At 67.3% G+C, this 23201-nt stretch carries 19 protein-coding genes and 1 pseudogene; 12 read left to right on the forward strand and 8 right to left on the reverse strand.

All coding sequences use genetic code 11. The annotated features are described in order from the left end of the window. Nucleotides 1-67: 67 nt before the first annotated feature. A complete protein-coding gene (locus BKA03_RS02475) occupies nucleotides 68-1024 on the reverse strand; it encodes a GGDEF domain-containing protein (RefSeq protein ID WP_062075466.1) in 957 nt (318 codons plus the stop codon). Between the two features lie 337 nt (nucleotides 1025-1361). Between BKA03_RS02475 and BKA03_RS02480 the strand changes: the two genes are divergently transcribed. From BKA03_RS02480 to BKA03_RS02490, 3 genes are read left to right on the forward strand one after another with little or no spacing between them, the layout of a single operon-like run. Then, complete coding sequence (locus BKA03_RS02480) at nucleotides 1362-3074, forward strand: IlvD/Edd family dehydratase (RefSeq protein WP_062075467.1); 1713 nt, start codon at nucleotides 1362-1364, stop codon at nucleotides 3072-3074. A 14-nt stretch (nucleotides 3075-3088) separates the two neighbouring features. Then, nucleotides 3089-4021 (forward strand): SMP-30/gluconolactonase/LRE family protein, encoded by a 933-nt coding sequence (locus BKA03_RS02485; RefSeq protein WP_062075468.1) that lies wholly within the window; start codon nucleotides 3089-3091, stop codon nucleotides 4019-4021. A gap of 41 nt (nucleotides 4022-4062) precedes the next feature. Then, nucleotides 4063-4887: an HpcH/HpaI aldolase family protein gene (locus BKA03_RS02490; protein WP_179397663.1), complete on the forward strand. Its 825-nt coding sequence runs from the start codon at nucleotides 4063-4065 to the stop codon at nucleotides 4885-4887. 126 nt (nucleotides 4888-5013) lie between these two features. On the opposite strand, the gene BKA03_RS02495 is transcribed toward BKA03_RS02490, so the two are convergent. After that, entirely contained in the window at nucleotides 5014-6030 is a 1017-nt protein-coding gene (locus BKA03_RS02495; protein ID WP_062075469.1) for a zinc-dependent alcohol dehydrogenase, read from the reverse strand. A gap of 105 nt (nucleotides 6031-6135) precedes the next feature. Here BKA03_RS02495 and BKA03_RS02500 point away from each other — a divergent pair, with 105 nt between their 5' ends. The 3 genes from BKA03_RS02500 to BKA03_RS02510 all read left to right on the forward strand — a co-directional run bounded on the left by BKA03_RS02500 (nucleotide 6136) and on the right by BKA03_RS02510 (nucleotide 11470). Then, nucleotides 6136-6903 (forward strand): IclR family transcriptional regulator, encoded by a 768-nt coding sequence (locus tag BKA03_RS02500; protein ID WP_083971744.1) that lies wholly within the window; start codon nucleotides 6136-6138, stop codon nucleotides 6901-6903. A 123-nt stretch (nucleotides 6904-7026) separates the two neighbouring features. Further along, nucleotides 7027-8100: an NAD-dependent epimerase/dehydratase family protein gene (locus tag BKA03_RS02505; protein ID WP_202965748.1), complete on the forward strand. Its 1074-nt coding sequence runs from the start codon at nucleotides 7027-7029 to the stop codon at nucleotides 8098-8100. A 238-nt stretch (nucleotides 8101-8338) separates the two neighbouring features. Then, nucleotides 8339-11470: an FAD-binding and (Fe-S)-binding domain-containing protein gene (locus BKA03_RS02510; RefSeq protein WP_062075471.1), complete on the forward strand. Its 3132-nt coding sequence runs from the start codon at nucleotides 8339-8341 to the stop codon at nucleotides 11468-11470. A 98-nt stretch (nucleotides 11471-11568) separates the two neighbouring features. On the opposite strand, the gene BKA03_RS02515 is transcribed toward BKA03_RS02510, so the two are convergent. Next, entirely contained in the window at nucleotides 11569-12969 is a 1401-nt protein-coding gene (locus BKA03_RS02515) for an HNH endonuclease (protein ID WP_062075472.1), read from the reverse strand. Nucleotides 12970-13200: 231 nt separating this feature from the next. Here BKA03_RS02515 and BKA03_RS02520 point away from each other — a divergent pair, with 231 nt between their 5' ends. The 3 genes from BKA03_RS02520 (at nucleotide 13201) to BKA03_RS02530 (ending at nucleotide 15297) form a co-directional block, all read left to right on the forward strand. Beyond that, a complete protein-coding gene (locus BKA03_RS02520; protein ID WP_083971749.1) occupies nucleotides 13201-13782 on the forward strand; it encodes a CAP domain-containing protein in 582 nt (193 codons plus the stop codon). A gap of 367 nt (nucleotides 13783-14149) precedes the next feature. Further along, entirely contained in the window at nucleotides 14150-14944 is a 795-nt protein-coding gene (locus BKA03_RS02525; protein WP_062075474.1) for a DUF4012 domain-containing protein, read from the forward strand. Beyond that, complete coding sequence (locus tag BKA03_RS02530) at nucleotides 14941-15297, forward strand: hypothetical protein (RefSeq protein WP_062075475.1); 357 nt, start codon at nucleotides 14941-14943, stop codon at nucleotides 15295-15297. The genes BKA03_RS02525 and BKA03_RS02530 overlap by 4 nt, the downstream gene beginning before the upstream one ends. Nucleotides 15298-15593: 296 nt before the next feature. Here the strand turns inward: BKA03_RS02530 and BKA03_RS02535 are convergent, their stop codons facing one another. Further along, on the reverse strand, nucleotides 15594-16133 hold the full coding sequence (locus BKA03_RS02535) for an arsenate reductase/protein-tyrosine-phosphatase family protein (RefSeq protein ID WP_062075476.1): 540 nt from the start codon (nucleotides 16131-16133) through the stop codon (nucleotides 15594-15596). Between the two features lie 201 nt (nucleotides 16134-16334). Between BKA03_RS02535 and BKA03_RS02540 the strand changes: the two genes are divergently transcribed. After that, nucleotides 16335-16826: an LPXTG cell wall anchor domain-containing protein gene (locus tag BKA03_RS02540; RefSeq protein WP_062075477.1), complete on the forward strand. Its 492-nt coding sequence runs from the start codon at nucleotides 16335-16337 to the stop codon at nucleotides 16824-16826. A 60-nt stretch (nucleotides 16827-16886) separates the two neighbouring features. Here the strand turns inward: BKA03_RS02540 and BKA03_RS02545 are convergent, their stop codons facing one another. Further along, entirely contained in the window at nucleotides 16887-18281 is a 1395-nt protein-coding gene (locus tag BKA03_RS02545) for a tyrosine-protein kinase domain-containing protein (protein ID WP_062075478.1), read from the reverse strand. 274 nt (nucleotides 18282-18555) lie between these two features. Here BKA03_RS02545 and BKA03_RS02550 point away from each other — a divergent pair. Next, nucleotides 18556-19096 (forward strand): annotated as a pseudogene (locus tag BKA03_RS02550) (sugar transferase); the annotation flags it as partial. On the opposite strand, the gene BKA03_RS02555 reads toward BKA03_RS02550, so the two are convergent. The 3 genes from BKA03_RS02555 to BKA03_RS15495 all read right to left on the reverse strand — a co-directional run bounded on the left by BKA03_RS02555 (nucleotide 19093) and on the right by BKA03_RS15495 (nucleotide 22387). Further along, the gene (locus BKA03_RS02555; RefSeq protein ID WP_152649579.1) at nucleotides 19093-20067 is read right to left on the reverse strand and encodes a GDP-L-fucose synthase family protein; all 975 of its coding nucleotides are present in this window, start codon (nucleotides 20065-20067) and stop codon (nucleotides 19093-19095) included. The pseudogene BKA03_RS02550 and the gene BKA03_RS02555 sit on opposite strands and share 4 nt — an antisense overlap. A 2-nt stretch (nucleotides 20068-20069) precedes the next feature. Beyond that, nucleotides 20070-21101 (reverse strand): GDP-mannose 4,6-dehydratase, encoded by a 1032-nt coding sequence (gmd, locus tag BKA03_RS02560; protein ID WP_062075481.1) that lies wholly within the window; start codon nucleotides 21099-21101, stop codon nucleotides 20070-20072. A 62-nt stretch (nucleotides 21102-21163) separates the two neighbouring features. Continuing rightward, entirely contained in the window at nucleotides 21164-22387 is a 1224-nt protein-coding gene (locus BKA03_RS15495) for a glycosyltransferase (protein ID WP_083971751.1), read from the reverse strand. Between the two features lie 39 nt (nucleotides 22388-22426). Between BKA03_RS15495 and BKA03_RS02570 the strand changes: the two genes are divergently transcribed. Continuing rightward, nucleotides 22427-23014, forward strand: a complete 588-nt coding sequence (locus BKA03_RS02570) for a WcaF family extracellular polysaccharide biosynthesis acetyltransferase (RefSeq protein WP_062075483.1) — start codon at nucleotides 22427-22429, stop codon at nucleotides 23012-23014. The last annotated feature ends 187 nt before the right edge of the window (nucleotides 23015-23201 follow it).

Below are 23201 nucleotides of genomic sequence, written 5' to 3' on the forward strand. Positions count from 1 at the left end.
TGTGGCTTGTGGCTCATGGCTTGTGGCTCATGGCTTGTGGCTCATCGCTAGCGGCCGGTGGAGCCTGTCAGGCGGTGTGGCCTCGACCATCGTGTGGGCGCTTGAGCTTTTTCGTCTCGTACATGGCAAGGTCGGCCCGGCGGAGCAGGTCCGGGGCTCGCTCGGTCTGGTCCCAGGTGGCCTCGCCGGAGGAGAAGGAAACCCGGGCCGGTGTGACCTCCTCGAAGCGTTTGATCAGGCGACGGATCTCCACCTGATCCGTGCCGGGAGCGAGTACGGCGAACTCATCACCGCCGATTCGGGCGAGGAAGTCTCCGCCGTCACGGACCTGCTTCTGCCACGCATGGGCGATGGTCTGGAGTAGGTGGTCTCCGGCGGCATGCCCGTCGCGGTCGTTGACGGCCTTGAACCCGTCGAGGTCGACCAGTACGACGGTGACTGTCGTGCCGGTCCGTCGGGACCGTTCCATTTCCTCGTCGAGACGCTCGTCCCAGGCCCGCCGGTTGGCTAGCCCGGTGAGCGGGTCTACGGTGGCGGCCAGCCGCAGCACGCTCACGAGCCCCAACACGACCGCACCGACCACGGCAATGGTGCCGAAGACCGCCGCCCACGCAACCTCCGGTGTCTCAGCCGTCGCCGGCCCGAAGGCGAGTACCGCCGCGTAGCAGACGCCAGCCGCGCCTATGTGGGCGAGCGCGGCGCGCGCGGAGAACAACAGGGCGGCGAAGGTCGCGGTCAACAGGTAGAGGTTCGCCATGTTGATGTGCTGGGGCAAGCAGACGACCACCACCGCAGTCACAAACACGTTGCCGACATCGACGTTGACGTGCCGAGTCCACGGTGCGACTTGCCGCCGCCGCGCCACCACGAGCCACATCACCGCGAAGAAGGCACCCGCGATTGATGCTCCTACCAGGACGGCAAGCGCCGCGGTCGACCAGTGACGCAGGGGGAGGACGAGGAGGACGGACACCGTGGCCATCGCCGGAAGTAGCCCGGCGATCGTGTTGGGCTCGGCCACCATGTCCCGCGCCCGATGGGCCCACGCGCCACGCGGCGTCAAAGGAGGGGTGCGCCCAACCAGGCGACCAGACATTCAGAACCTCCGCCAGCGCCTAGGTCAAGTCGAGTCAATTGAATTGAATTGACCACCGGCCGAAACTGCAGAGATTTGAGTGAAGTTGGACCTCCCCGCACGGTCCTCGTGGTTGCCCGCGCGGCACGGCGGGTGTGGTGATCCCACTCCGCGACACTGCGCCTGGGCCGAACCTCGACGCGGGCATCGGCGCGCCTGCGGGTCTATGCTGAAGACGACTTTTCTATATACAGCAAGCGATTCTGATAAACAGAAAGGCGAGCGCATGCCTCTGCGTAGCGACGACTGGTACGAGGGCGAGACCCGCAACGCGTATATCCACCGTGGGTGGATGAGGCGCGGCGCTCCCGACAGTGCATTCGAAGGACGCCCGCAGATCGCGATCGCCAACACCGCATCGGACCTCACTCCCTGCAACGTGCACCTGCACGAAGTGGCAAAGTCCGTCCGCGACGGCGTCTACGAGGCGGGCGGCATCCCGCTAGAGCTCCCCGTTGTCTCGCTGGGCGAGACCCAGGTGCGGCCCACCGCGATGTTGTGGCGCAACATGGCGGCGATGGCGACCGAGGAGATGCTCCGTGCCAACCCCATCGACGGCGTCGTGCTCCTGGGTGGCTGTGACAAGACCATCCCCTCCCTCCTGATGGCGGCATGCTCCGTCGGCCTCCCTGCGGTGGTGATTCCTGGCGGGCCGATGCTCACCGGCACCTTCCGCGGCCGCCCGATGGGCTGCGGCACCGAGGTGTGGCGCCTGTCCGAGGAGGTGCGTGCGGGCACCATCACCAACGAAGAGTTCACGGACAGCGAGAAGTCGACCGTCCGCTCCAAGGGCCACTGCAACACGATGGGCACGGCCTCGACGATGGGTCTGCTCGCCGAGGCGCTCGGGATGGTGCTGCCCGGGACGGCAGGCATTCCCGCTCCCGACTCTCGCCTGCTCCAGCAGTCGCACGCCGCGGGGCGGCTGGCCGTGGAGATGGTGCGGGCGGACCGCCGGCCCAGCCAGATCCTCACGCGCGCGGCATTCCACAACGCGATCATCGCGCTCGCGGCCATCGGCGGCTCGACGAATGCGGTGGTGCACCTCTTGGCCATTGCTGGCCGGGTCGGGGTCGACCTGACGCTCGACGACTTCGACCGCATCGGCTCGCGCGTGCCCCTCCTGGTGGACCTCCAGCCCGCAGGTCGGTTCCTGATGGATGACCTCTATCGCGCGGGCGGCCTCGCCGCGGTGCTGAACGAGGTGAAGGATCTGCTCGATCCCGCCGCGCTGACCGTCACCGGTCGCCCCCTGGTCGAGCACCTGGAAGGTGCCGAGGTGTGGGACCGCGAGGTCATCCGTAAGCGCGAGGAGCCGCTCGTCGCCGAGGCCGGCCTGGCCATTCTGAGGGGCAACCTCGCTCCGGACGGCGCCGTGATCAAGCCCGCCGCGGCCTCCGCGCACCTGCTGCAACACCGCGGCCGCGCCGTCGTATTCGATAGCATCGAGGACTTCCACGCCCGCGTCGACGATCCCGACCTGGACGTCGATGCCGACTCGGTGATGGTGCTGCGCGGCTGCGGGCCCAAGGGATACCCGGGAATGCCTGAGGTCTCGAACATGCCCATTCCCGCGAAGTTGCTCGCCCAAGGCGTGCGCGACGTGGTGCGCGTCTGCGACGGCCGGATGAGCGGCACCGCTTACGGCACCGTGGTGCTCCATGTGGCCCCCGAATCGGCGGCGGGCGGGCCGCTGTCGCTGGTGGAGAGCGGGGACTGGATCGAGCTGGACGTGGCAGGGCGTCGCCTCACGCTCGATGTGCCAGAGGATGTGCTGGCGGCGCGCACGGCGAGCGCGGCCACGATCGACGCCTACGCGGCGCCCACGCGCGGGTGGGAGCGCCTGTACGTCGACCACGTGATGCAAGCGGACACGGGTGCCGACCTCGACTTCCTCGTTGGCTCGTCCGGGTCCCGCGTGACGCGGGAATCGCACTGAGAGAGGTTCGACCCGTGAAGGCGGACGGGCTCGGAGGGTCGAGTAAGCGCGGAGGGTGGGACGCGGGCAACACGCCGCGGCCCGTCTCCGACGTGGTGTGCGCCCTGGGTGAGGGCCCCACGTGGGACGCCGACGCGGGCATGGTGCGGTGGGTCGACATCGAGGCGGGCGCGTGGTTCGAGGCCCCGGTGACCGCCGACCACGTGGGCGCCACGCGCATGGTTCTCTCGGTGGACGGCACGCTGAGCGCCGCGGTGCACGCCGAGGACGGCGGCTGTCTTCTCGCGAGGACCCGACACCTTGAGCACCGCGATGCTTCTGGCGACACGGTCGCAACGTGGGAGCTGATTCCGCCGGACGCGCCGCGCCGGCTCAACGACGGGGCGTGCGACCCCGCGGGCCGCTTCGTGGTCGGCAGCATGTTGCTCGACTCCTCGTCCGGCGACGAGCAGCTGTGGCGGCTCGAGCACGACGGCACCGTGACGGTGCTTGACGAGGGGATCGGGTTGTCCAATGGCCTCGCGTGGAGTTCCGACGGCGGAGTGATGTACCACGTGGACACTCGGCGCCACGTGGTGACGGCACGTGACTACGACTCGGTTTCCGGACGCGTCGGCGTGCCGTCGGTGCTGATCAACGTGGGAGACGGGCTACCTGACGGGCTGGCCGTTGATCGCGACGGGGACCTGTGGCTCGCGGTCTGGGGCGAGGCCCAGATTCGCCGGTTTGGACCAGACGGCGCCCTGCGCGGCCCGCTGCACACGGGGGTCGAGCGCACCTCGAACTGCGCGTTCGCAGGGCCGAACCTTGACCTGCTGGTGGTGACCAGCGCGGGGTCCGGCGCGACCCCCGGCGCGGTGGACGGCAGGCTCCTCGCGCGTCGTGGCCCCGAGACCGGACTGCCCACCCGAGCGTGGAGTCCCTGCCCCAGCAATTCACAGCAGTGATGTCCCGCCAGGCAGTGCCCGGTGGCCCACAAGGAGGAACGATGGAACAGAATCACGGCACGACGGCCCGCGCTGCGGCCCACCTCCGCTCCGCCATCGCGAACGGCGGCGCCTACGGCATCTGGACGTCCATCCCCGACCTGTCGGTGGCCGAGCTCGTGGGGGGACTGCCGTACGACTACGTCATCGTCGACCTCCAGCATGGTGTGACCACCTTCACCGAGCTTCCCGCGCTTGCCCAGGCCATGCGTGCGGCGGGCAACGCCCCTCTGGTGCGCGTGCCGTGGAAGGACCCCGCACAGATCATGCGGGCGATCGACTCGGGCGCTTACGGTGTCGTGGTGCCGATGGTCTCGTCCGCTGACGAGGCGAAGGCCGCGGTGAGCGCCTGCCGGTTCCCGCCTGTCGGCGTACGAAGTTGGGGCCCCATGTGGGGCTACGTGCGCTCCGACGGTGCCCTGCCTCCCGCCGAGCAGGACGCGGGTGTGCTGTGCATCGTCATGATCGAGACGGCGGAGGCGATCGAGGAGCTCGACGCGATCCTGACCACGGAGGGCCTCGACGGCATCTACATCGGCCCCAACGACCTCGCTCTCGCATGTGGTTTCGGTCGCGGCACCTACCGGGATGAGCCCGCGGTGGCGGCGCTGATCCAGAAGATCGTGGACGCATGTCGGGCGGCCGGGGTGCCCGTGGGACTGCACTGCTCGGACCCAGAGATGGGCCGCGACTGGATTGCGCGCGGCGTTTCGATGGTCACGATTGCGCAGGACACCGGACTCCTCGCCGAGGGAGCGCTCAAGGCGCTGCACAGGGCACGTGGTCGCGGCGGTGACGCAGCGCCAGAGTCTCCCCGGCCGTATTGATCCTGAAGCGGCCGCGGAGGCGCTGCGGCAGCGTGCGTCGGGCAGCGTGCGTCGGGTCGCGAGTGTTCGGCAGCGTGCGTCGGGCAGCGTGCGTCGGGTCGCGAGTGGCCTGCGCGGCTCGCGGAGCTAGCGGCGCGGGTCGATGTGGAACTTGGGCCCAGGGCCCGCGCCAGCGGGGCGCTCGCCAGCGAGGATCGCGGCGGTCGCATCGAGACCCACGGTTGCCGCCACGAGCGGTCGAGGGTCGACCGCGCCGGTGGCGTAGAGCTCGACGGTTTCCTCGAGCCCTCCCGATGCGGACAGCACGCCCACGGCGGTCACGTCTTTGATTGCCACTTCCCGGGTGTCGATGAGGCTCGGCTCGCCCGCGATCCCGATCAGTACGACGCGCCCTCCGGGTTCCACGATGTCCACGGCGAGCGCGGGGGAGCCCTTGGTGTTGGATGCGTCGACGACGGCGCGGAAGGCGTGGGCGCGGTCAAGCCCGTCCAGAGTCGTGGTGTGCCTGAAGCCGAGGCTCCGCGCGAAGTCCAAGGAGCGCTCGGAACGGCCCACGATATGCACCTCGGCGCCTTGAGCTTGAGCGATCTGAGCGACGAGCAGGCCGATGGTTCCTGCGCCGATGACGAGTACCGAATCGCCGGGGCGAAGATTCGCGCCGCGCACCGCCCGCAGGGCGTTTCCACCCGGCTCCACGAGCGCGCCGAGAACCGAGTCGAAGTCCTCCGGCAGCGCGATGAGCGCGGAAGTGGGCACGGTGAGTCGTTCGGCGAGCGCTCCCGGCCATCCGTGGCGCACGCCGATCTCGTAGCGCTCCTCACACAGGTGTTGGCGGCCGTCCAGGCATCGCGGGCACGTGCGGCAACCGAGCATCGTGTCGCCCGTGACACGACGCCCCACCCAGGATGCGTCGCTGTCGTCGCCTACTTCGACCACCCGCCCACACCATTCGTGGCCGATGCGCATCGGGAACGTCGCGTCGCCAGAGACGAGATAGGCCATGTCGCCCCGGTAGAACTCCATGTCCGTGCCGCACACACCAACGCGGTCCACTTCGACGATCACTTGGCCCGGATCGGCGACGGGTTCGGGGACGTCGGCGACTCCACCGATTCCTGGTCCGGTGATGACGAAGGCGCGCATGCGGGTCCTCCCAATCGAGCGTAAACGCAACGCCTCAAGTGTAGTGATGTTCTGATAGAGCGAAGCCGGTTCCAATAAACGGAACTTGTTGGTAGGGTGCGAGGCATGGTGATGTCCGAAGACCGTGCAGAGGCCGACGGGCGGCTCGTGGGTTCCGATCGCGTCCTTGCACTGCTCATCGAGTTGGCCCGGCGTCCGGACGGGGCGAGCCTAGACGACCTTGCGGTCGCCTTGGACAGCGCCAAGTCGACCGTCCATCGTGCGCTCGGATCCCTGACGCGGTCGGGCCTCGCGACGCGGGAGTCGCTCGGGCGCTACTCGCTGGGCGACGAGTTCTTGAGGCTCGCGTTCGCGTACCAAGAGTCACGGCCAGAGGCGGCCCGCGTGATGCCAGCCCTGCGTCGATTGGCGGAGCGCTTTGGAGAAACCGCGCACTACGCGGTGCTCGAAGGGGGCGATGTGGTGTACCGCGCCAAGGTCGATCCCGCGGTGGGCTCCGTACGGCTGTCGTCATCCATCGGTGGGCGCAACCCCGCACGCGTCACAGGTGTGGGCAAGGCGATTCTCGCGCATCAGCTTTCGACGACGGCCCAGGCTATGAAATGGGCGCGCGAGCATCCTGTGGAGCAGCGCACGCCCAACACGCTGACCTCCGACAAGCGGTGGGCCGAGGACATCGCCCGGGTGCGTGAGCAGGGCTTCGCGGTGGATGACCAGGAGAACGATCCAGGCATCAACTGCATTGCGGTGCGGGTCGTGACACCGAGCGGTGAAGGGGCGTTGAGCGTCTCCGCGCTCGCGTATCGCACCCCCTTGTCGACCCTGATCGATGCCGTGGAAGAAGTGCGCGCCGTCGCCGCGTCGATCGTCTGAGTCCCACGTCGATGGCGGCATGTCGGTGGCCGCTTATCGAGTTAGCGTGGGAACAAGCATCGTCGCGTCTCGAACAAGCACGCCCCGTCTCAGAAGAGCATCGCCCCGTCTCAAGGAGAAACCGTGACCGACCCCGACCTGACCGGAATTGCCATAGACACCACGCGTCCGGTGCTGGTTACCGGGGCCACGGGCTATGTCGCGGGCTGGATTGTGAAGGGGCTACTCGACGCGGGTGCCACGGTGCACGCGGCCGTGCGCGAACCCGGCAACGCGGCCAAGGTCGCCCACCTGACCGCCGCCGCGGCATCGGCGCCTGGAACACTCAAGCTCTTCGCGGGCGACCTCATGCAACCCGGCTCCTACGCCGACGCGATGGCAGGCTGCGGCGTTGTCTTCCACACCGCGTCGCCGTTCATTCGCGACGTCGAGGACCCGCAGCGCGACCTCGTGGACCCGGCCGTCGGCGGCACGCGCGATGTGCTCACCACCGCCAACGCGGTGGACACGGTGACGCGCGTGGTGGTCACCAGCTCGTGCGCCGCGATCTACACGGACGCCGCGGAGTGCGCCGCGGCCCCGGGAGGCCGGCTGACCGAGGACGTGTGGAACACCACGGCCTCCCTCGACTACGAGCCCTACAGCTTTTCCAAGGTCGAGGCGGAGAAGGCCGCCTGGAGCATCGCCGACGCTCAAGACCGCTGGCGGCTCGTCGTGATCAACCCTTCGCTCGTCATCGGCCCTTCGCTCCAGCCGAGCCCCACGTCGGAAAGCTTTGGGATCATGCGCCAGCTCATCGGCGGGCAGATGAGGATCGGTGCCCCGCGCGTGTCGCTGGGCGCGGTCGACGTGCGCGACCTCGCCAGGGCACACATCGCCGCCGGGTTCCTGCCCGATGCCGAGGGTCGCCACATCGTTTCCGGCGCCAGCTCGGACACCCTGGACATGGGTAGGCAGCTGCGCGAGCACTTTGGGTCCAGCCTCCCGCTGCCGCGCAATGCGATACCCAAGTGGCTGTTCAAGGCGGTGGCGCCCGCGTTCGGGGTGAGCAGGCGCTACGTCTCCGGGAACGTCGGCCACCCTTTTAGGGCGGACAACGGCAAGTCGCGGCGCAGCCTGGGGGCGACATACAGGCCGCTCAAGGAGTCGCTGGTGGACATGGTGACGCAGATGCTGGAGCGCGACGCGGCCGAGTAGTTGGGGCTCCTCGCGTCGCGTGAGCACGGCCAATCGACACTCTCGCGCCGGGTCCAGCGCGCTCATGAGGCCGCATGTCGATCCGCCGTGTTCACGGGACGGTGCGCGGTCGGGGGAAGGGGGCGTGCGGGGCTCGCGACCCTTCCAGCACCCGAACCCGTCGCTAATCGCCGGGCGCTTCCAAGATCGGGTGACCCAGGGCCCGGGTCGCAGGTCCCGGGCGTGGAACAATCGCCACGTGACGACAACGGCGCCCCGCTCCTCTTCCGCATCCACCACCGATCTGGCCGCAGCCCTGCGCGCGGCCATCGCCGGTGAGGTCGACGCCGCGCCCAGGCGCCTCGCGGAGTACAGCACCGATGCGTCCAACTACCGAGTCGTTCCCCAGGTCGTGGTCTTCCCCCGCGACGCCGACGACGTGATCGCGGCCCATCGAGTGGCGCGCGAGACGGGCGTTCCCCTCACGATGCGCGGCGGCGGCACCTCGGTCGCGGGGAACGCGATCGGCCCGGGCATCGTCGTGGACACGAGCCGCCACATGAACCGGATCCTCGAGATCGACGTCGAGGCCAAGACGGCCCGCGTCCAGCCGGGCCTCATCCTGTCCGTGCTGCAGGCCGAGTTGGCGCCCCACGGGCTGCGCTTCGGGCCCGATCCGTCGACCTCGACGCGGGCGACCTTTGGCGGCATGATCGGCAACAACGCGTGCGGCCCCCACGCCGTCGCGTTCGGCAAGACGAGCGACAACATCGTCTCGCTCGATGTGATCGACGGCCTGGGCCGACGCTTCACGGCGGGTGCAGATGGGCTCGCGGCGGTTCCGGGCCTCCCCGAGCTGGTCAAGGCCAACATGGCGCTCGCGCGCACGGAGTTCGGCCGCTTCGGCCGTCAGGTGAGCGGCTACAGCATGGAGCACCTGCTCCCGGAAAACGGCGCACACCTCGCGCGCTTCCTCGTCGGGTCCGAGGGCACCCTCGCGACCGTGCTCGAGGCGACTGTGCGGCTCGTCGACGTTCCCGCCTTCACCCTCACGGGCGTGTTCGCGTATGACGACATGCCTGCGGCGGCCGACGCCGTCGTCCCGATGCTGGCGCACAAGCCGCAGGCCGTCGAGGGTCTCGATGCCCGCCTGGTGGCGAGGGTGCGCGACGCCAAGGGCGACCACGCCATTCCCAAGCTCCCCGCGGGCGCCGGGTGGCTGTTTGTCGAGGTGGGCGGCGCAACGAAGGCCGAGGCCGAGGCCACGATGGCCGCGCTCGCCGCGGACTCCGGCACCACGGTGTTCAGGGTGGTGAACGACCCCAAGGAGGCCGCCGCGCTGTGGGCCATTCGCGCGGACGGCGCGGGGATCGCCGGACGCAGTGCAGACAATAAGGAGTGCTGGCCCGGCTGGGAGGATGCCGCGGTTCCCCCCGCGAACCTCGGCACGTACCTGCGCGAGTTCGACACGCTCATGGCCGTGCACGGCGTCACGGGCCAGCCGTATGGCCACTTTGGCGATGGCTGCATCCATGTGCGGCTCGACATACCGCTCCAGTCGGACGGGGCGCCGTTGCGCGCGTTCATGGAGGACGCGGCGGCCCTGGTGACCAGGCACGGCGGCTCGCTGAGCGGCGAACACGGCGACGGGCGCGCCCGCTCGGAGCTGCTGCCCCTCATGTACTCGCCGGAGGCGATCCGGGCGTTCGCGGACATCAAGGCCCTGTTCGACCCGAACGGCGCGCTCAACCCGGGCGTGCTCGTCGACCCGGCGCCCCTCGACCGCGACCTGCGCCGCCCGGCCGCGAAGCGCAGCCCCAGCGTCGGCCTGGCGCTCGAGCACGACCACGGCGACATGAGCGAGGCCCTGCACCGTTGCACGGGCGTGGGCAAGTGCCGCGCGGACTCGATCGGCACGGGTTCAGGCTTCATGTGCCCCAGTTACCAGGCGACGGGTGACGAGAAGGACGTGACGCGCGGCCGCGCGCGCGTGCTGCAGGACGCGATCAATGGCTCGCTCATCGGGGGGCTCACGGCGCCCGAGGTGCGCGAGAGCCTCGACCTGTGCCTCAGTTGCAAGGCCTGCAGCGCGGACTGTCCGTCGGGCGTCGACATGGCCGCGTACAAGTCCGAGGCGCTCTACCAGACGTTCAAGGGCAAGTTCCGCCCGATGGCGCACTACTCGATCGGGTGGCTGCCGCTGTGGATGAAGGCCATCGGCTGGGTGCCGTGGCTGGTCAACGGCGCTATGGGCCTCGGGATCGTGCGCAAGATCGTCTTGCCGATCGCGGGTCTCGACCCCAAGCGCGGGCTGCCCAAGTTCGCGCCCAAGCCGTTCCACCGCACTGCTTTTGCGAAGGAGAGGTTCGCCAAGGAGCGGTTCGCCAAGGAGCGGTCGCGTGGGACGTCGGCGGCGCTCGCTGCGTCTTCTGAAGGACCGTCTTCTGAAGGAGCGTCTTCTGAAGGAGCGTCTTCTGAAGGAGCGGCGGCCGATGCGACGGGTGTCAATGTCACTGCCGACATCCGCGGCAACACGGTGGTGCTGTGGGCCGACTCGTTCACGGATGGCCTGAGCCCGCAGATTCCCGAGGCGATCGTGCGCGTTCTCGAGGATGCGGGGCTGCGCGTGTTGGTCACGGCGGGCGACGCGTGTTGTGGAATCACCTGGATCTCGACGGGTCAGCTCGACGGCGCCAAGAAGCACCTCAATCACTTGCTTGAGGTGCTCGGGCCGTTCGCGGTGAACGGCATCCCGATCATCGGAGTCGAGCCCTCGTGCACCGCCGTGTTGCGTGGAGACCTGCTCGAGTTGCTGCCCAAGGACCCGCGCGCGCACGCGGTCGCCGCGAACACTTACACGCTCGCCGAGGTGCTCACGGGCCGCGCGCCGGTCAAGCCCCGCGAGGGGTGGCAGGTGCCGCGCCTTGATGATGTCACGGCGGTTGTTCAGCCGCACTGCCACCAGTATTCGGTCACGGGGTTCACGGCCGACCGCGACCTACTCGCTCGGGCCGGAGTGAAGGTCACGGAGGCTGCCGGTTGCTGCGGGCTTGCGGGCAACTGGGGTTATGAGAAGGGTCACTACGACGTCTCGGCCAAGGTCGCAGAGAACTCGCTTCTTCCCGCTCTGCGCGAGGCGGGATTGGTGGGGGACGGGTCTGCTGGAGACGGGTCTGGTGGAGACGGGTCTGGTGGAGACGGGTCTGGTGGAAATGGGCCGGCTGGAGACGGGTCTGCTGGAAATGGCTTCGCCGGCGGCGAGGCACCCGCCGGTGTCGTCTACATCGCCGACGGCGTGAGCTGCCGCACTCAGGCCGACGACCTGGTCGGAGTCCAGGGGCTGCACATCGCGGAGCTTCTGGCGGCAAGGATCGTCGACCGCGCCAAGTAGCGAGCTGGCGTGGTGGCGAGCTGCGCGCCAAGTAGCGAGTTCGCGCTGCAGCGCAGCCGTTCGGGGTGGGTGCACGTCACCGCACCTCACCCCGCCACCTACGCGGCCAGCTGCATCCGCGCCCGGCCACCGAGTCGCCGCTTCCCTGTGGGGTCCACTGAGGGCGGAGGTGTGATCCACACCTGGCCGCGGGTCGATTCGATGTGCCAGCCGTCTCGGTGCACGCGGTGGTGGCACGCCGTGCAAAGCAGCACGCCGTTGTCGAGATCCGTTCCGCCAAGATGTCGCCACCACCTGATGTGATGGGCCTCGCAGTATGACGGCGGCGCGTGACACATTGCGCATCCTCCGTCGCGCTCCACGAGTGCGAGCCGTTGGGCCCTCGTGAAGAGTCGCCGCTGTCGTCCAATATCGAGGACTTCGGAGTTGGCACCCAGCACCGCCGGGATGATTTCGGCGTCGGCGGCAATAACGCGGATGGCACCCGCGCTCAGCGGGGCGGTGAGGTTGTCGCTCTCGCCTAGACCGGTCCCTGTTAGCAATTCGTCGAGCCCAATGCGTACGACCATGGTGGTGCTGACGCCAGACGTCGGCTCGTCGCAGGCCATGCCGTGCCGCGCAAGTCCCACAAGTGCATCGGCGCGAATCTGCCCGACCGTTCGGGTGTCCGCATCGAGCGGGTCACCGTCGCGTCGGCGCCTGAAAGCGTCCTTGACCTGGGCGTCCAGCCAAGCCACGACGGGCGCTGCGGACGGGGGGTCGAGCCGGGCATGGATGAGAAGCATGCCGTCGTGGTCCTCACTGATGGACACGTGGCGCGCCTCGTATTGGCGTCGTTCCCGGGCTTCCCATGCGACCGGATCCGAGCTTGCCTCGAGTCGTTGGCAGACGCGCCGCAACTCACCGAGGTCGAGTTCGCATGCGCGCTCCACGAGCCGCTCTTCCACGAACTGGGCTTGCTCGCCCAAGGTGTCCAAGGTGCGTCCTACCAGTGCGGCCGCCGCCGCGCCGATGTCGCCTGCAGCCAGACACGTTGCTAGACGTGGGTAGGCGGGCTGCGGGCGTGCAGATAGCGAGGGCGCGGGCGCCGGGTCGCCCACATTCGCGCCGTCCACATTCGCGCCGCCCAAATTCAAGCCGCCGGGATTTGCGCCGTCCAAATTCAAGCCATCGGGCATCGTGCGCGGGGCGAACGCGCGCCCGGCATCGATGAGATGAGCGGCATCGCCGAGCGAGCCCCCAGTGGCATGAGCAACCATGCGACCCGGCGAGGAGAAGCCATGCTCTCGCGCCAGCCCGCTCGGGCCGAGGTCGGGAGCGGACCGCTGGCCCACTTGGAACGCGAGCGCCGCGAGCGTCGCTTCCGAAGTGCGGACCACGAGGGCGGCCGCTCCCAGCGCGGCGATGAGCTCGCCGTCCTCGAGTCCCGCCACCGCGCGCCCCTCGAATGCCGCGAGGTCCCCGAGGGCCGCGGCAGTCGCACCGGTGGAAATCTCCATGGATCTAGTCAACCAGGGGGGTCTGACAAATGGGGTCAAACGGCATCAAATTGTGGAACTTGGGAGGGGTGGCTGCTTGGGTACGACGCGGGGGCGGGCTTGCCGTGAAGGGCGCCGGCGACGCGACCGACGCACCGCACCGACGCACGACGCGACCGACGCACGACGCACCGCACCCACACAACCAACAGACCCCCAACCCCCACGCCCCCGCGACCTAGACTCTGAGCCATGGATAAGAGGTCGGCCGCTACAACGGCCGTGGGCGTCGCGCTCATGTGCGCCGGGGGAGTGCTCTTCTTCGTGAGTTGCACGGCGGGCACGGCGGGCACGGCAGGCAGGGCCAGTGCCCCCGTGGAGAACACGGCGAACGTCGCCGGGCAGCCGGTTCCTGCGGGATTTCCCGCGGCGGACGTCTATACGCAGCAGGTCTTCGACAACACCAATGCGGCGCGCACCGGGCAGGGCCTGCCCGCACTCACGTGGGATGACTGCGCCGCAGCCCTCGCAGCGCAGCGCATCGCCATCATTCTTCCCACCGGTCGCCTCGAACACCCGCCGCTGGCCGCCGGATGCGGGGATGCCAACACGGCGGGGGAGAACCTGGGTCACTCCATCTATATGCCGTCCGAGTTGGTGGACGCGTGGATGAACTCGGCGGGGCACAGGGCGAACATCGTCGATCCCAACTTCCGCGTGTTGGGCGTCGCGTGTGTCGCCTCGGCTTTTGACGATTCGTCGAGGGCGGCGCTGAAGGGGGATGCCGTCGGGGGGATGCTGTGTTCGGAGATCTTTGAGGGCACCGCCCCCTGACGTACCGCCCCCTGACGTACCGCCCCCTGACGTACCGCCCCCTGACGTACCGCCCCCTGACGTACCGCCCCCTGACGTACCGCCCCCTGACGTACCGCCCCCTGACGTACCGCCCCCTGACGTACCGCTCCCTGACGTATCGCGCCCTGACGCGAGGTGACTGCGGGGTCGCTACTCGGCACGCCTTGAACTTCGTGGCAGAGTTTCGCCCTGGCGAACAGCCATTCGAAGGGACCCCATGAGTGAAGGCCGACGCACGCGAAGAAGTTGCGGCGTTCGATTCTTGACTGGTGGTGGGCGATTCCGGTCGCGTTGGTCCTGCTGTGGGCGGTCGCTCTGGGTTGGGATGCCGTCCACTTGCGCGACGATGCGCGGCGATGCCGCGGCGTTGCGCGACCATGCGGCCGCAGCGCGGCAGGCCGTGGATGGCAGGGACATCCAGGCGCTCGCGACGGAGTCCGCCGCCTTGGGGAAGGCGTCTGACAGTTTCGCCGGGCATTCGAGTGGCCCGCAGTGGTGGATCGCCGCCCACATTCCGTGGGTGGGCGATCAGGTGACGCCGCTGCGTGCGGCGGGCACTGCGGTCGAGGGTCTCACGGCGGATGCCCTGGGCCCGCTCAGCAAACTTCAGGGGCTCGACGCGCTCGACACACCTAAGTTTGTCGACGGCAGGATCGATCCGAAGGTGCTCGAGCCATACCGGCCGACGCTCGAGACCGCATCCGAGGCGGTGCACCGGGAGCAGCAGGCGCTTGCGGCCGTGAATCTCGACCACACGGTGGGCGCCGTCAAGCGTCCGTTCGCTAGCCTCGTGGCGGATCTCGATTCCGTCGGCGCAATTCTCGATAACGCGAATGCCTTGGCTCAGCTCTTGCCGTCGATGCTTGGGGCGGACGGCCCCAGGCATTACGCCGTGATTGTGCAGAATAATGCGGAGCCGCGCGTCACGGGGGGCGATGCGACAGTCGCGGGCGTGCAACGGGCGTGCAACGGTCGCTCAAGGAGGGCCGGTTCTCCGTGTGGTCGGACCACCCCGCAGAGCAGTCGATTCTTGATGGCACCCGCGCGGGCGGCGACTTTCTCATCAGAGACAACGCCGCAGGGGTCTTCTTTATCGATGGTTCGGGCTCGAAGATTGGCTACTACATCGACACCGCCGTGACGGCGCCGGTGAACCAGTGCGTGGCGTCGGGTGTGATCACGGGCGGCACGCTGACCGTCACGGTGACCCACACGTACGACGGCAAGGTCGCGGACCTTCCCGACTATGTGGCGATAGGCGGCAGCTACGTAGCACCGGGCCGGTTCGAGGCAAACCTGCTGGTCTACCCGCCTCAGGGCCTGGGCGTGTCGAGCCTGATGGCAGACGGCAAGCAGGCGCTGATGAGCTCGGCAATGAACGGCTCGCGCCTCGCGAGCAGCACACGCATTGGCCTGGATCCGGGCCAGAAGACCACGCTCACGTATGCGCTGGTGCCCACGGGGGGGCCGGTCGCGTGGACCAAACGGCGCTGATGTTGTCCTCTCGGCCACGACCACGGGCGCAAATGCCGCGATCGCCAGCACGGTAAGCGCCACCAAGACCATTGGAGCGAGCAACGTCGCGACGTTCAACGTCACGGCCCACGCCGTCGCCGCTCCTCGCAGCCCGCGTAACACCTCACGTCGAAAGCCCCCGCGTTCTCCCTCTCGGCGCCGGGGGCTTTCGCGCGCGTCCGGGGGCACTGCCTGCTCCGGGGGCACTTGCCTGTTTCAGGGGGGCGATTACCGCGCCCAGGCGGGCGTACTACCCACCCCGCGCAAACGGCCGTCTAGCCCCTGACCCAGGCGGCGATGTCGTTCACGGCGTCGCGGATCATCGCGAACGACTCCGCGTACTCCTGGTCCGTCCGTCCGTACGGGTCCGGCACGTCCACAATGTCCAGGGCGGCGAGTTGGGGCCGGTAGGCGATCACGGCCGGGCCGATGTTCGCCACCCGCTCGGCGGTGCCCTCACCCTCGAGTGGTGCCCCGCTGCGGGCCATCGCGGCGAGCTCCATGAGCAGGAAGGACTTCTTGAGGGCCGCGGGGGCCTCGGAGACGAGCCGTCGGCGGTGCTCGGCCGCCAGGGCGATCACCAGGTCGGCATCCTGCGCCATCGCGGCGGTGAACTGCCTCGCCACGTGCGTGGATGCGTCGAGGCCATCGGCCGCCATTTCGCGGGCCATCTGCTCGGGCACCCCGCGCCCCACCACTGCGCGCGTCCCCGCGCTCGAGGTGGTGACGGCGTCTCCCAGGTGGCGACGCAACGCGATCTCGGCCGCGGGCGATCGGCAGATATTACCGGTACAGACCGTCAAGATGTGAGGCACAGGGCCACCCCCTCATTCCTTGGAAACCCGAGTCTAGCGATGCCTTGTGGGGCACGGAAGAGGCCGCGCGCGACGCCGACGCGGTCATGTGGCACTTTGTCACCCTTGCGGACGCCCAGTGTGGTGGCGGCGCGCGGGCTGGTATCGTGAAGGCGGCCATTTGTGCGTGCCGCTAGGTCGCTGTCTTGAGAGGATTCACGGATGCTGGGCAAGACCTTGGCAAGCGCCGCGTTTGCGTGCGTGCTGATCGTCGCGCCGGCGGCGGGTGCCTTTGCGGGCCCCACGTATCCAGCTTCCGACAAGTCGCTCGCCTGTTCGAGCGCGAACGTGGTCAATGGCGGCACCTTCACGTGCACCGTGGGGGGCGCGGAGGGATCCAAGGCCACGCTCGGTGTCACCACGTCGGGAGCCGACGCGGCGATCCGCGGCACCGTCTCTCTCACCAAGACCATTGACGCCACCCACGTGGCCACGTTCACCGTGACGGCGCCCTCGACCGCGGGCGCCATCGCCATCTCGGCCGCCATCGACGGGGTGGCTGCGGACAGCACCACCGTGGTGGCGTCCGCCAGCGGGCTCGCCGCCACCGGAGCCGATAAATCGGGCCTGGGCATTGCCGCGGGCGGCTTTGCGCTCATGGGCGTTGGCACCATCTTGATGGTCAGGCGTCGCCGCGCGCTACGCAACTGGTAGTTCTTAGGATGGCAGCTCGCTAGCACCTTAGAGGCCACGCAGGGTCAGCGCTCTTCAGGGTCAGCGCTTTGCCTTGCCGCGCTGAGGCGTGGCCCCGGGTTCGCTGTAACCGTAGCCGTAGCGTCCGTATCCGTACGAGTCGGGGCCCGACGTGGGAAGCATGGTGAGCACGATTCCCGACTGGGGTGCGCCTACGGTGACGAGTGCGTCGAGTGCGGCGCCGAGTTGCGTGGAGCGGGTCTTGCCCGATGCGGCGACCACCACGCAGCCTCCCACCAGGCGGGCCAGGATGGCGGCGTCGGTCACGGGGAGCAGGGGGGGGGCGTCGAACAGGACGACGTCGAACTCGCTGGCCAGGCTGCCAATGAGGGTGGACATGGTGGAGGATCCGAGCAGTTCGGAGGGGTTGGGGGGGATGGGGCCCGAGGCGAGGACGAAGAGGCTGGTGGTGCCCCAGCGTTGGATCGCGTCGCTGGCCGTCACGCGGCCAATGATTACGTCGGTGAGGCCCACGCCTCCCTCGATGCCCAGGTACTGCTCCACCCGGGGCCTGCGCAGGTCCGCGTCCACCAGCAGCACGCTCGTGCCGGTCTCGGCGAGCGCGATCGCGAGGTTGACTACGGTGGTGGACTTGCCCTCGGAGGGCATGGCGCTGGTGATGACAAAGGCGCGCTCGGGGCGCCCGACGTCCAGGAACTGGAGGTTGGTGCGCAGGGTGCGGAATGACTCGGCCCGGGGGCTGTGGGGGTCGGCGTGGATGATCAGGGGGCGCGTCTTGGCGTTGCGGTCAAAGACGATGCCGCCCAGGAGGGGCACGTCGGTGATGCGCTCGAGGTCCTTCTCGTTATGAATGCGGGTGTCGAGCGTGGAGCGCAGCAGGGCGATGCCCACACCTGCCGCGAGGCCGAGCAGCAGCCCGAGGGCCACGTCCAGTGTCTTTTTGGGGCTCGAGGGAGCCCCGGGTACCTCGGCCTCCTGCACCACCTTGAGGCGCACGGGCGAGCCCTGCACGCTGTTGGTGGTCTCGAGCTTCTCTACCACCGTGGCGAGCTGCTGGGCCACGCCCGTGGCCAGTTGCGTCGCATACACGGCATCGCCGTATGTCACCGTGATGTCGATCACCGTGGTGTTGAGCGGTGCGGTCGCGGAGACGGCGGGCCGCAGTTGCTCGACGCTCAGTGGCAGCTTGAGTTTGTCGATCGTGGGCTGTAGCACCGCGGCCGTCTTGACCAGGTCCGCATACGTGTGAACGCGTTGCTGAGTGAAGCTGTTGCCCGAGGCCAGGTCCGCGGTGCTGTCCACCGATGACGTGGAGACGAACACCTTGGCGTTGGCCGTGTAGACCGGCGGCGCCAGCAGCGAGTACGCCGTGGCTGCCGCCACCGCCACCACAGTCGTCACCACGATGATCAGCCAGTTCTTGTGCAGAATGCGGATGTAGTCGTGCAGTTCCACAGGGATTCCCTCCACCGTCAATGTCTTCGACGGGCACCTGGCCCTGGTCGCGTCGCACGCTGTGCGATCAATTGTGCACCATTGTGTCATGGCCCGGCACCCGGGACGGATGGCTTCGGCGTGGTGCCACGGTATTCTTGCCTAGAGAATAGACGTGGGAAATTCACGTGACCGATTCTCATCGGATGGATCGCACGAATGGTTGGGCGCGTCGGACACCCCGTACGCCGCGGTGACCGTCGCCATTGGGGCGTTGCGGTGGCTCGTGCTGGGCGCGCCCGCGCTCGTGGATGTCGCGGGGCCGCGCATCTGCATGAGCCCTGTCGCGGGACTGCCGCTCATGCACGTGGATGCGCCCCGTGTTCGCGGGAGCGCGCTATGGGGTCAAGAGTGCCCTCGATCGCGCCATCGCCGTGGCGCTGCTCATTGTCATGGGCGTGCCCATGCTGCTCACCGCCGTGCACTTCAAGATGCGTGACGACCCACGCGTGACGGGTGTGGGCCGCTTTCTGCGCCGCTTCTCGCTGGAAGAGCTACCCCAGCTGCTGAATGTGGTCAGGGGTGACATGTCCCTCGTGGGGCCGCGGCCGCCGTTGCCCGCAGAGGTGAAGCAGTGGGATGCCCACGTGAGCCGCCGCCAACTGGTCAAGCCGGGGCTCACGGGGCTGTGGCAGGTCAGCGGGCGTTCGGACCTGTCCTGGGAAGAATCCGTGCGGCTGGACCTGTACTACGCGGAAAAATGGTCGCTCACGGGAGACCTGGCGATCCTGCTCCGTACTGTCGTCACGGTGTTGAAGCCCTCTGGCGCGTATTAGCCGCGCAGTTGATCTCTGTGCTCGCGGTACCAGTCCACCGTGCGGCTCAGGCCCTCTTTTAGGGTGATCTGCGAGGTCCACCCCGCATCGCGCAGCAGGGACACGTCCAGCAGCTTCTGAGGGGTGCCGTCGGGTTTGGTGGTGTCCCACAGGGTTTGGCCCTCATACCCCGTGACGTGCGCGATGGTGTCCGCTATCTCGCGGATGGTGACGTCGGTTCCTGTGCCCACGTTGACCTGCGTGGGTCCGTCGTAGTGTTCCAGCAGGTGAAGGCAGGCGTCCGCCATGTCGTCGGCGTGGAGGAATTCGCGTCGTGGTGTTCCGGTGCCCCAGTTGGTGACGCTTGGCGCGCCGGACCTGGAGGCCTCGTCGTAGCGGCGGATCAGCGCGGGGAGCACGTGGGACCCGGTGGGTGAGAAGTTGTCGTTGGGGCCATAGAGGTTGGTGGGCATCGCGGAGATCCATGGCAGGCCGTATTGGCGGCGTGCGGCTTGGATATGGAGGATGCCGGCGATCTTTGCGATCGCGTAGGCGTCGTTGGTCTCCTCGAGATGCCCCGTCAGGAGCGCCTCTTCGGGGATGGGCTGTGGCGCGAATTTGGGGTAAATACAACTGGAGCCCAAGAACAACAGGCGTTTCACACCGTGGGCGATCGCGGCGTCGATGACGTTGGTTTGGATACGCACGTTATCGGACAGGAAGTCCACCGGATAGGTGGAGTTCGCCATGATGCCGCCCACCTTCGCGGCCGCCAACACCACATACGTGGGCTGTGTCTCCGCGAAGAACGCGAACGTCGCATCCCTGTCTTTCAGGTCCAGCTCAGCAGAAGTGCGTCCCAAGAGGTTGGTGAACCCCTCCACTTCCAGGCGACGCCAGATCGCGGAGCCCACGAGCCCCCTGTGGCCCGCGACGTAAAACGTGGCGTCCCGGCCGAGGGGGCCGGGGGTGAAGTCCTCGCCGTCGCTCACCGTCACTTGGTTCCCCAGGACTCAAGGGACACGACGTCGTGCCACGGCTTGCCTTCACAAGCGAGCGCCTCAATGTCGGCATCGACCATCAGCCGTGCCAGTGCACGCCCATCCACGGTGGCTTCCCATCCCAGTTTCGTCTTCGCCTTGGAGGCGTCACCCACGAGGGCATCGACCTCGGTGGGACGCAGGTACCGCTCGTCAAACTTGACGTGGTCTTCCCAGTTCAGACCCGCATGGGTGAAGGACTCGTCGAGGAAGTCCCGGACTGTGCATCCAACGCCGGTGGCCAGCGCATAGTCGTCGGGCTCGTCGGCCTGAAGCATGCGCCACATGCCTTCCACGTACTCGGCGGCATACCCCCAGTCGCGGATCGCGTCGAGGTTGCCCAACCAGATGTCGTCCTGCAGCCCGGCCTTAATGCGTGCCACGGCACGGGTGATCTTTCGTGTCACGAAGGTCTCGCCGCGACGGGGGGACTCGTGGTTGAACAGGATGCCGTTGACGGCAAACATGCTGTAGGCCTCGCGATAGTTCTTCGTCACCCAGTAGGAGTAGACCTTCGCGGCGCCGTAGGGCGAGCGAGGGTAGAAGGGGGTCTCCTCATGTTGGGGAGGAGGGGTCGCGCCGAACATCTCCGAACTGGACGCCTGGTAGAAGCGCGTTTCTATGCCTGCCATTCGTACGGCTTCCAGCAGGCGAATCGTGCCCACACCTGTTGTGTCACCAGTGTGTTCGGGCTCGTCAAAACTCACACGCACGTGAGACTGGGCGGCCAGGTTGTAGACCTCGTCAGGCTTGATGGTCACCAACAGGGACACCAGGCGGGCACCGTCGGAGAGATCCCCATAATGGAGAAACATCTTCGCATTAGGGTTGTGCGAGTCGACGTAGAGATGATCAATTCGCGTGGTGTTGAAAGTTGATGCGCGGCGAATGAGACCGTGCACCTCGTAGCCTTTGCTCAGCAGCAACTCTGCCAGGTAGGACCCGTCTTGGCCGGTGATGCCCGTGATAAACGCCTTCTTGGTCACTTTCGTCCCCCCTTGGCTACTCGTGTCAGTAGGCCCGTCACGATCACTATATCGAGGTGAGGTCACCGCCGGGTTACGTCCACGAGGATTTCGTCCCAAGCCGCCAGTGCCATCTCGGCGGAGAGGTGATCGTGCCAATATGCCTTAGCCGCTCGGCTGGCCCGTTCCTGTTCCTCTATGTCGGACGACAGAGACTTGAGAGCACCGAGCAATGCACCCGGGTTACCACTCTCGACGACAGGCCCTGCCTGGGCGCGACCCATTATCGAAGCGACGATCCCACCTTGGCCCACTGCAGCGACGACCGGCTTTGCGGCAGCGAAATAGCTCGTCAACTTGCTTGGCACCGCCATCTCGCTCACGCCCGGGAGTTCGTTGACGAGCAAGGCGTCGGCAGCGGCCAAGGCAAGAGGAAATTCGTCACCGGGCAACGGGTCCATGAAGATGATTCGGTCGAGACCTGCGGCGAGTTCGCCAAGTTGCTTGCGTTCGGCGCCGTCACCCAACATCACGATATGGATGGGGACACCCCGCTCTTCCGCTAGCCGCGCGGTTTCGACGAGATTTTCCAGCCCCTGCTTGCGTCCCATGTTTCCAGCGTGAAGAGCGACGAATCCCTCAAGACTCCACCCAAGCCGTTGGCGCGCTTCGTTGCGTGACGCTGTTGAGCGCGCAATGTGCGTCCAATTCTCTATCACCATGATTCGCTCCCGGTCTACGTCCAGATCTTGGACCATACGGTTGGCCATGGCGTCGTGGATCGCAACGACTCGGTGCGCTCGTCTGAGAGTCCACCGCTCCACGCAGCGAGTGACGGCAACCGCTACGCCTCCGCCCTCGCCGGTTTCTGTCATGCCTTGCGAGTAGAGGTCCTGGACCCACAAGACGCGCGCGCGCCTCGTCGCGGTAGCTCGTAACATTGCAAGTGCCGATGCGAATAGGGCGGGCGATACGAGCACGATCGTTTCTGGGCGCCCCCAACTTACCGTGATCGAGTGCAAGCCGAAGGTGATCTCACTGAGAAGTCGGCGGACGCCTCTCGGAGGATTCGGTATCCAGTGGGCGAGGCGCCTGACGTCCACTCCGCGGAGGACGTCCGTCCGGCGCCAACCCTCGTCACCTGGCATTCGTCGCCACTGGGGGTAATGCGGGAACCCCGAAATTACGCGCGTCTTGGTTCCGTTTCGCACCAAGTGTTCCGCCAGAGAGGCCGTGTACGGGGCGTTACCGGTGGGCTCGGGGGCATAATTAAGCCCTAGTATTGTCACTCGACGGGCTTTGTTCATGCGATCAGCCTAGTGACATGCGCTGGCCTAAGGGGAGACGTGGATACCGAACCAAATGACACTGACGGCCGAGTTCCGGTGATCCCACTGAGTGACGCTCTTGGCGAGCGTGAGTCCTGGGGGAGGCCTGCGGCGCTCGTCTACCTTTGGGGCATCGTTGAGTGGCTGTTTGTGACAAACGCGCTACAGATCTCGTCTAGTCTCCGCGTCGCGGTGCTTCGCGCGTTCGGTGCGAAAATCGGACGGGGAGTCATCTTTCGCCCACGCACCCGCATTAGGTTCCCTTGGAAACTCGAAATCGGTGACCACTGCTGGATCGGTGAGGGCGTTTGGATTCACAATCAAGATCAGGTCTCGATCGGTCACGATGTCGTGATCTCTCAGGAGACCATGATTACCACCGGAAGCCACTTGCATCGTAAGAACATGGCCCTTATCACCAAACCGATCACTATCGATGACGGGGCGTGGGTCACTGCGAGATGTATCGTGACCGGCGGTGTTACGGTCGGGCGGTCCGCGCTGGTCGCACCAGGATCTGTCGTCTCTGAGTCCGTATCGCCCAACGCAATTGTGCGGGGGAATCCCGCACGGCTTGTTGCGCCACGATTCGAAGAAGGCTTGTGAAGATGCTGCGGGTGGTCACTCTCACCTCCGCCAACTGAGGTCTTAGGGGCTCTTCGCCGTTCTGTTTGGGGTGAGCACGGCGCACCGAGTGGTTGGTTGAGGGCGCCGAGGATTAGAGAACTTCTACCTCCTCTGATCGTGAGGATCTCGACGATGCCCGGAACCACGTTGTGTCTTTGTACCGACA

This window comes from Demequina lutea (genome assembly GCF_013409005.1).
GTDB lineage: Bacteria > Actinomycetota > Actinomycetes > Actinomycetales > Demequinaceae > Demequina > Demequina lutea.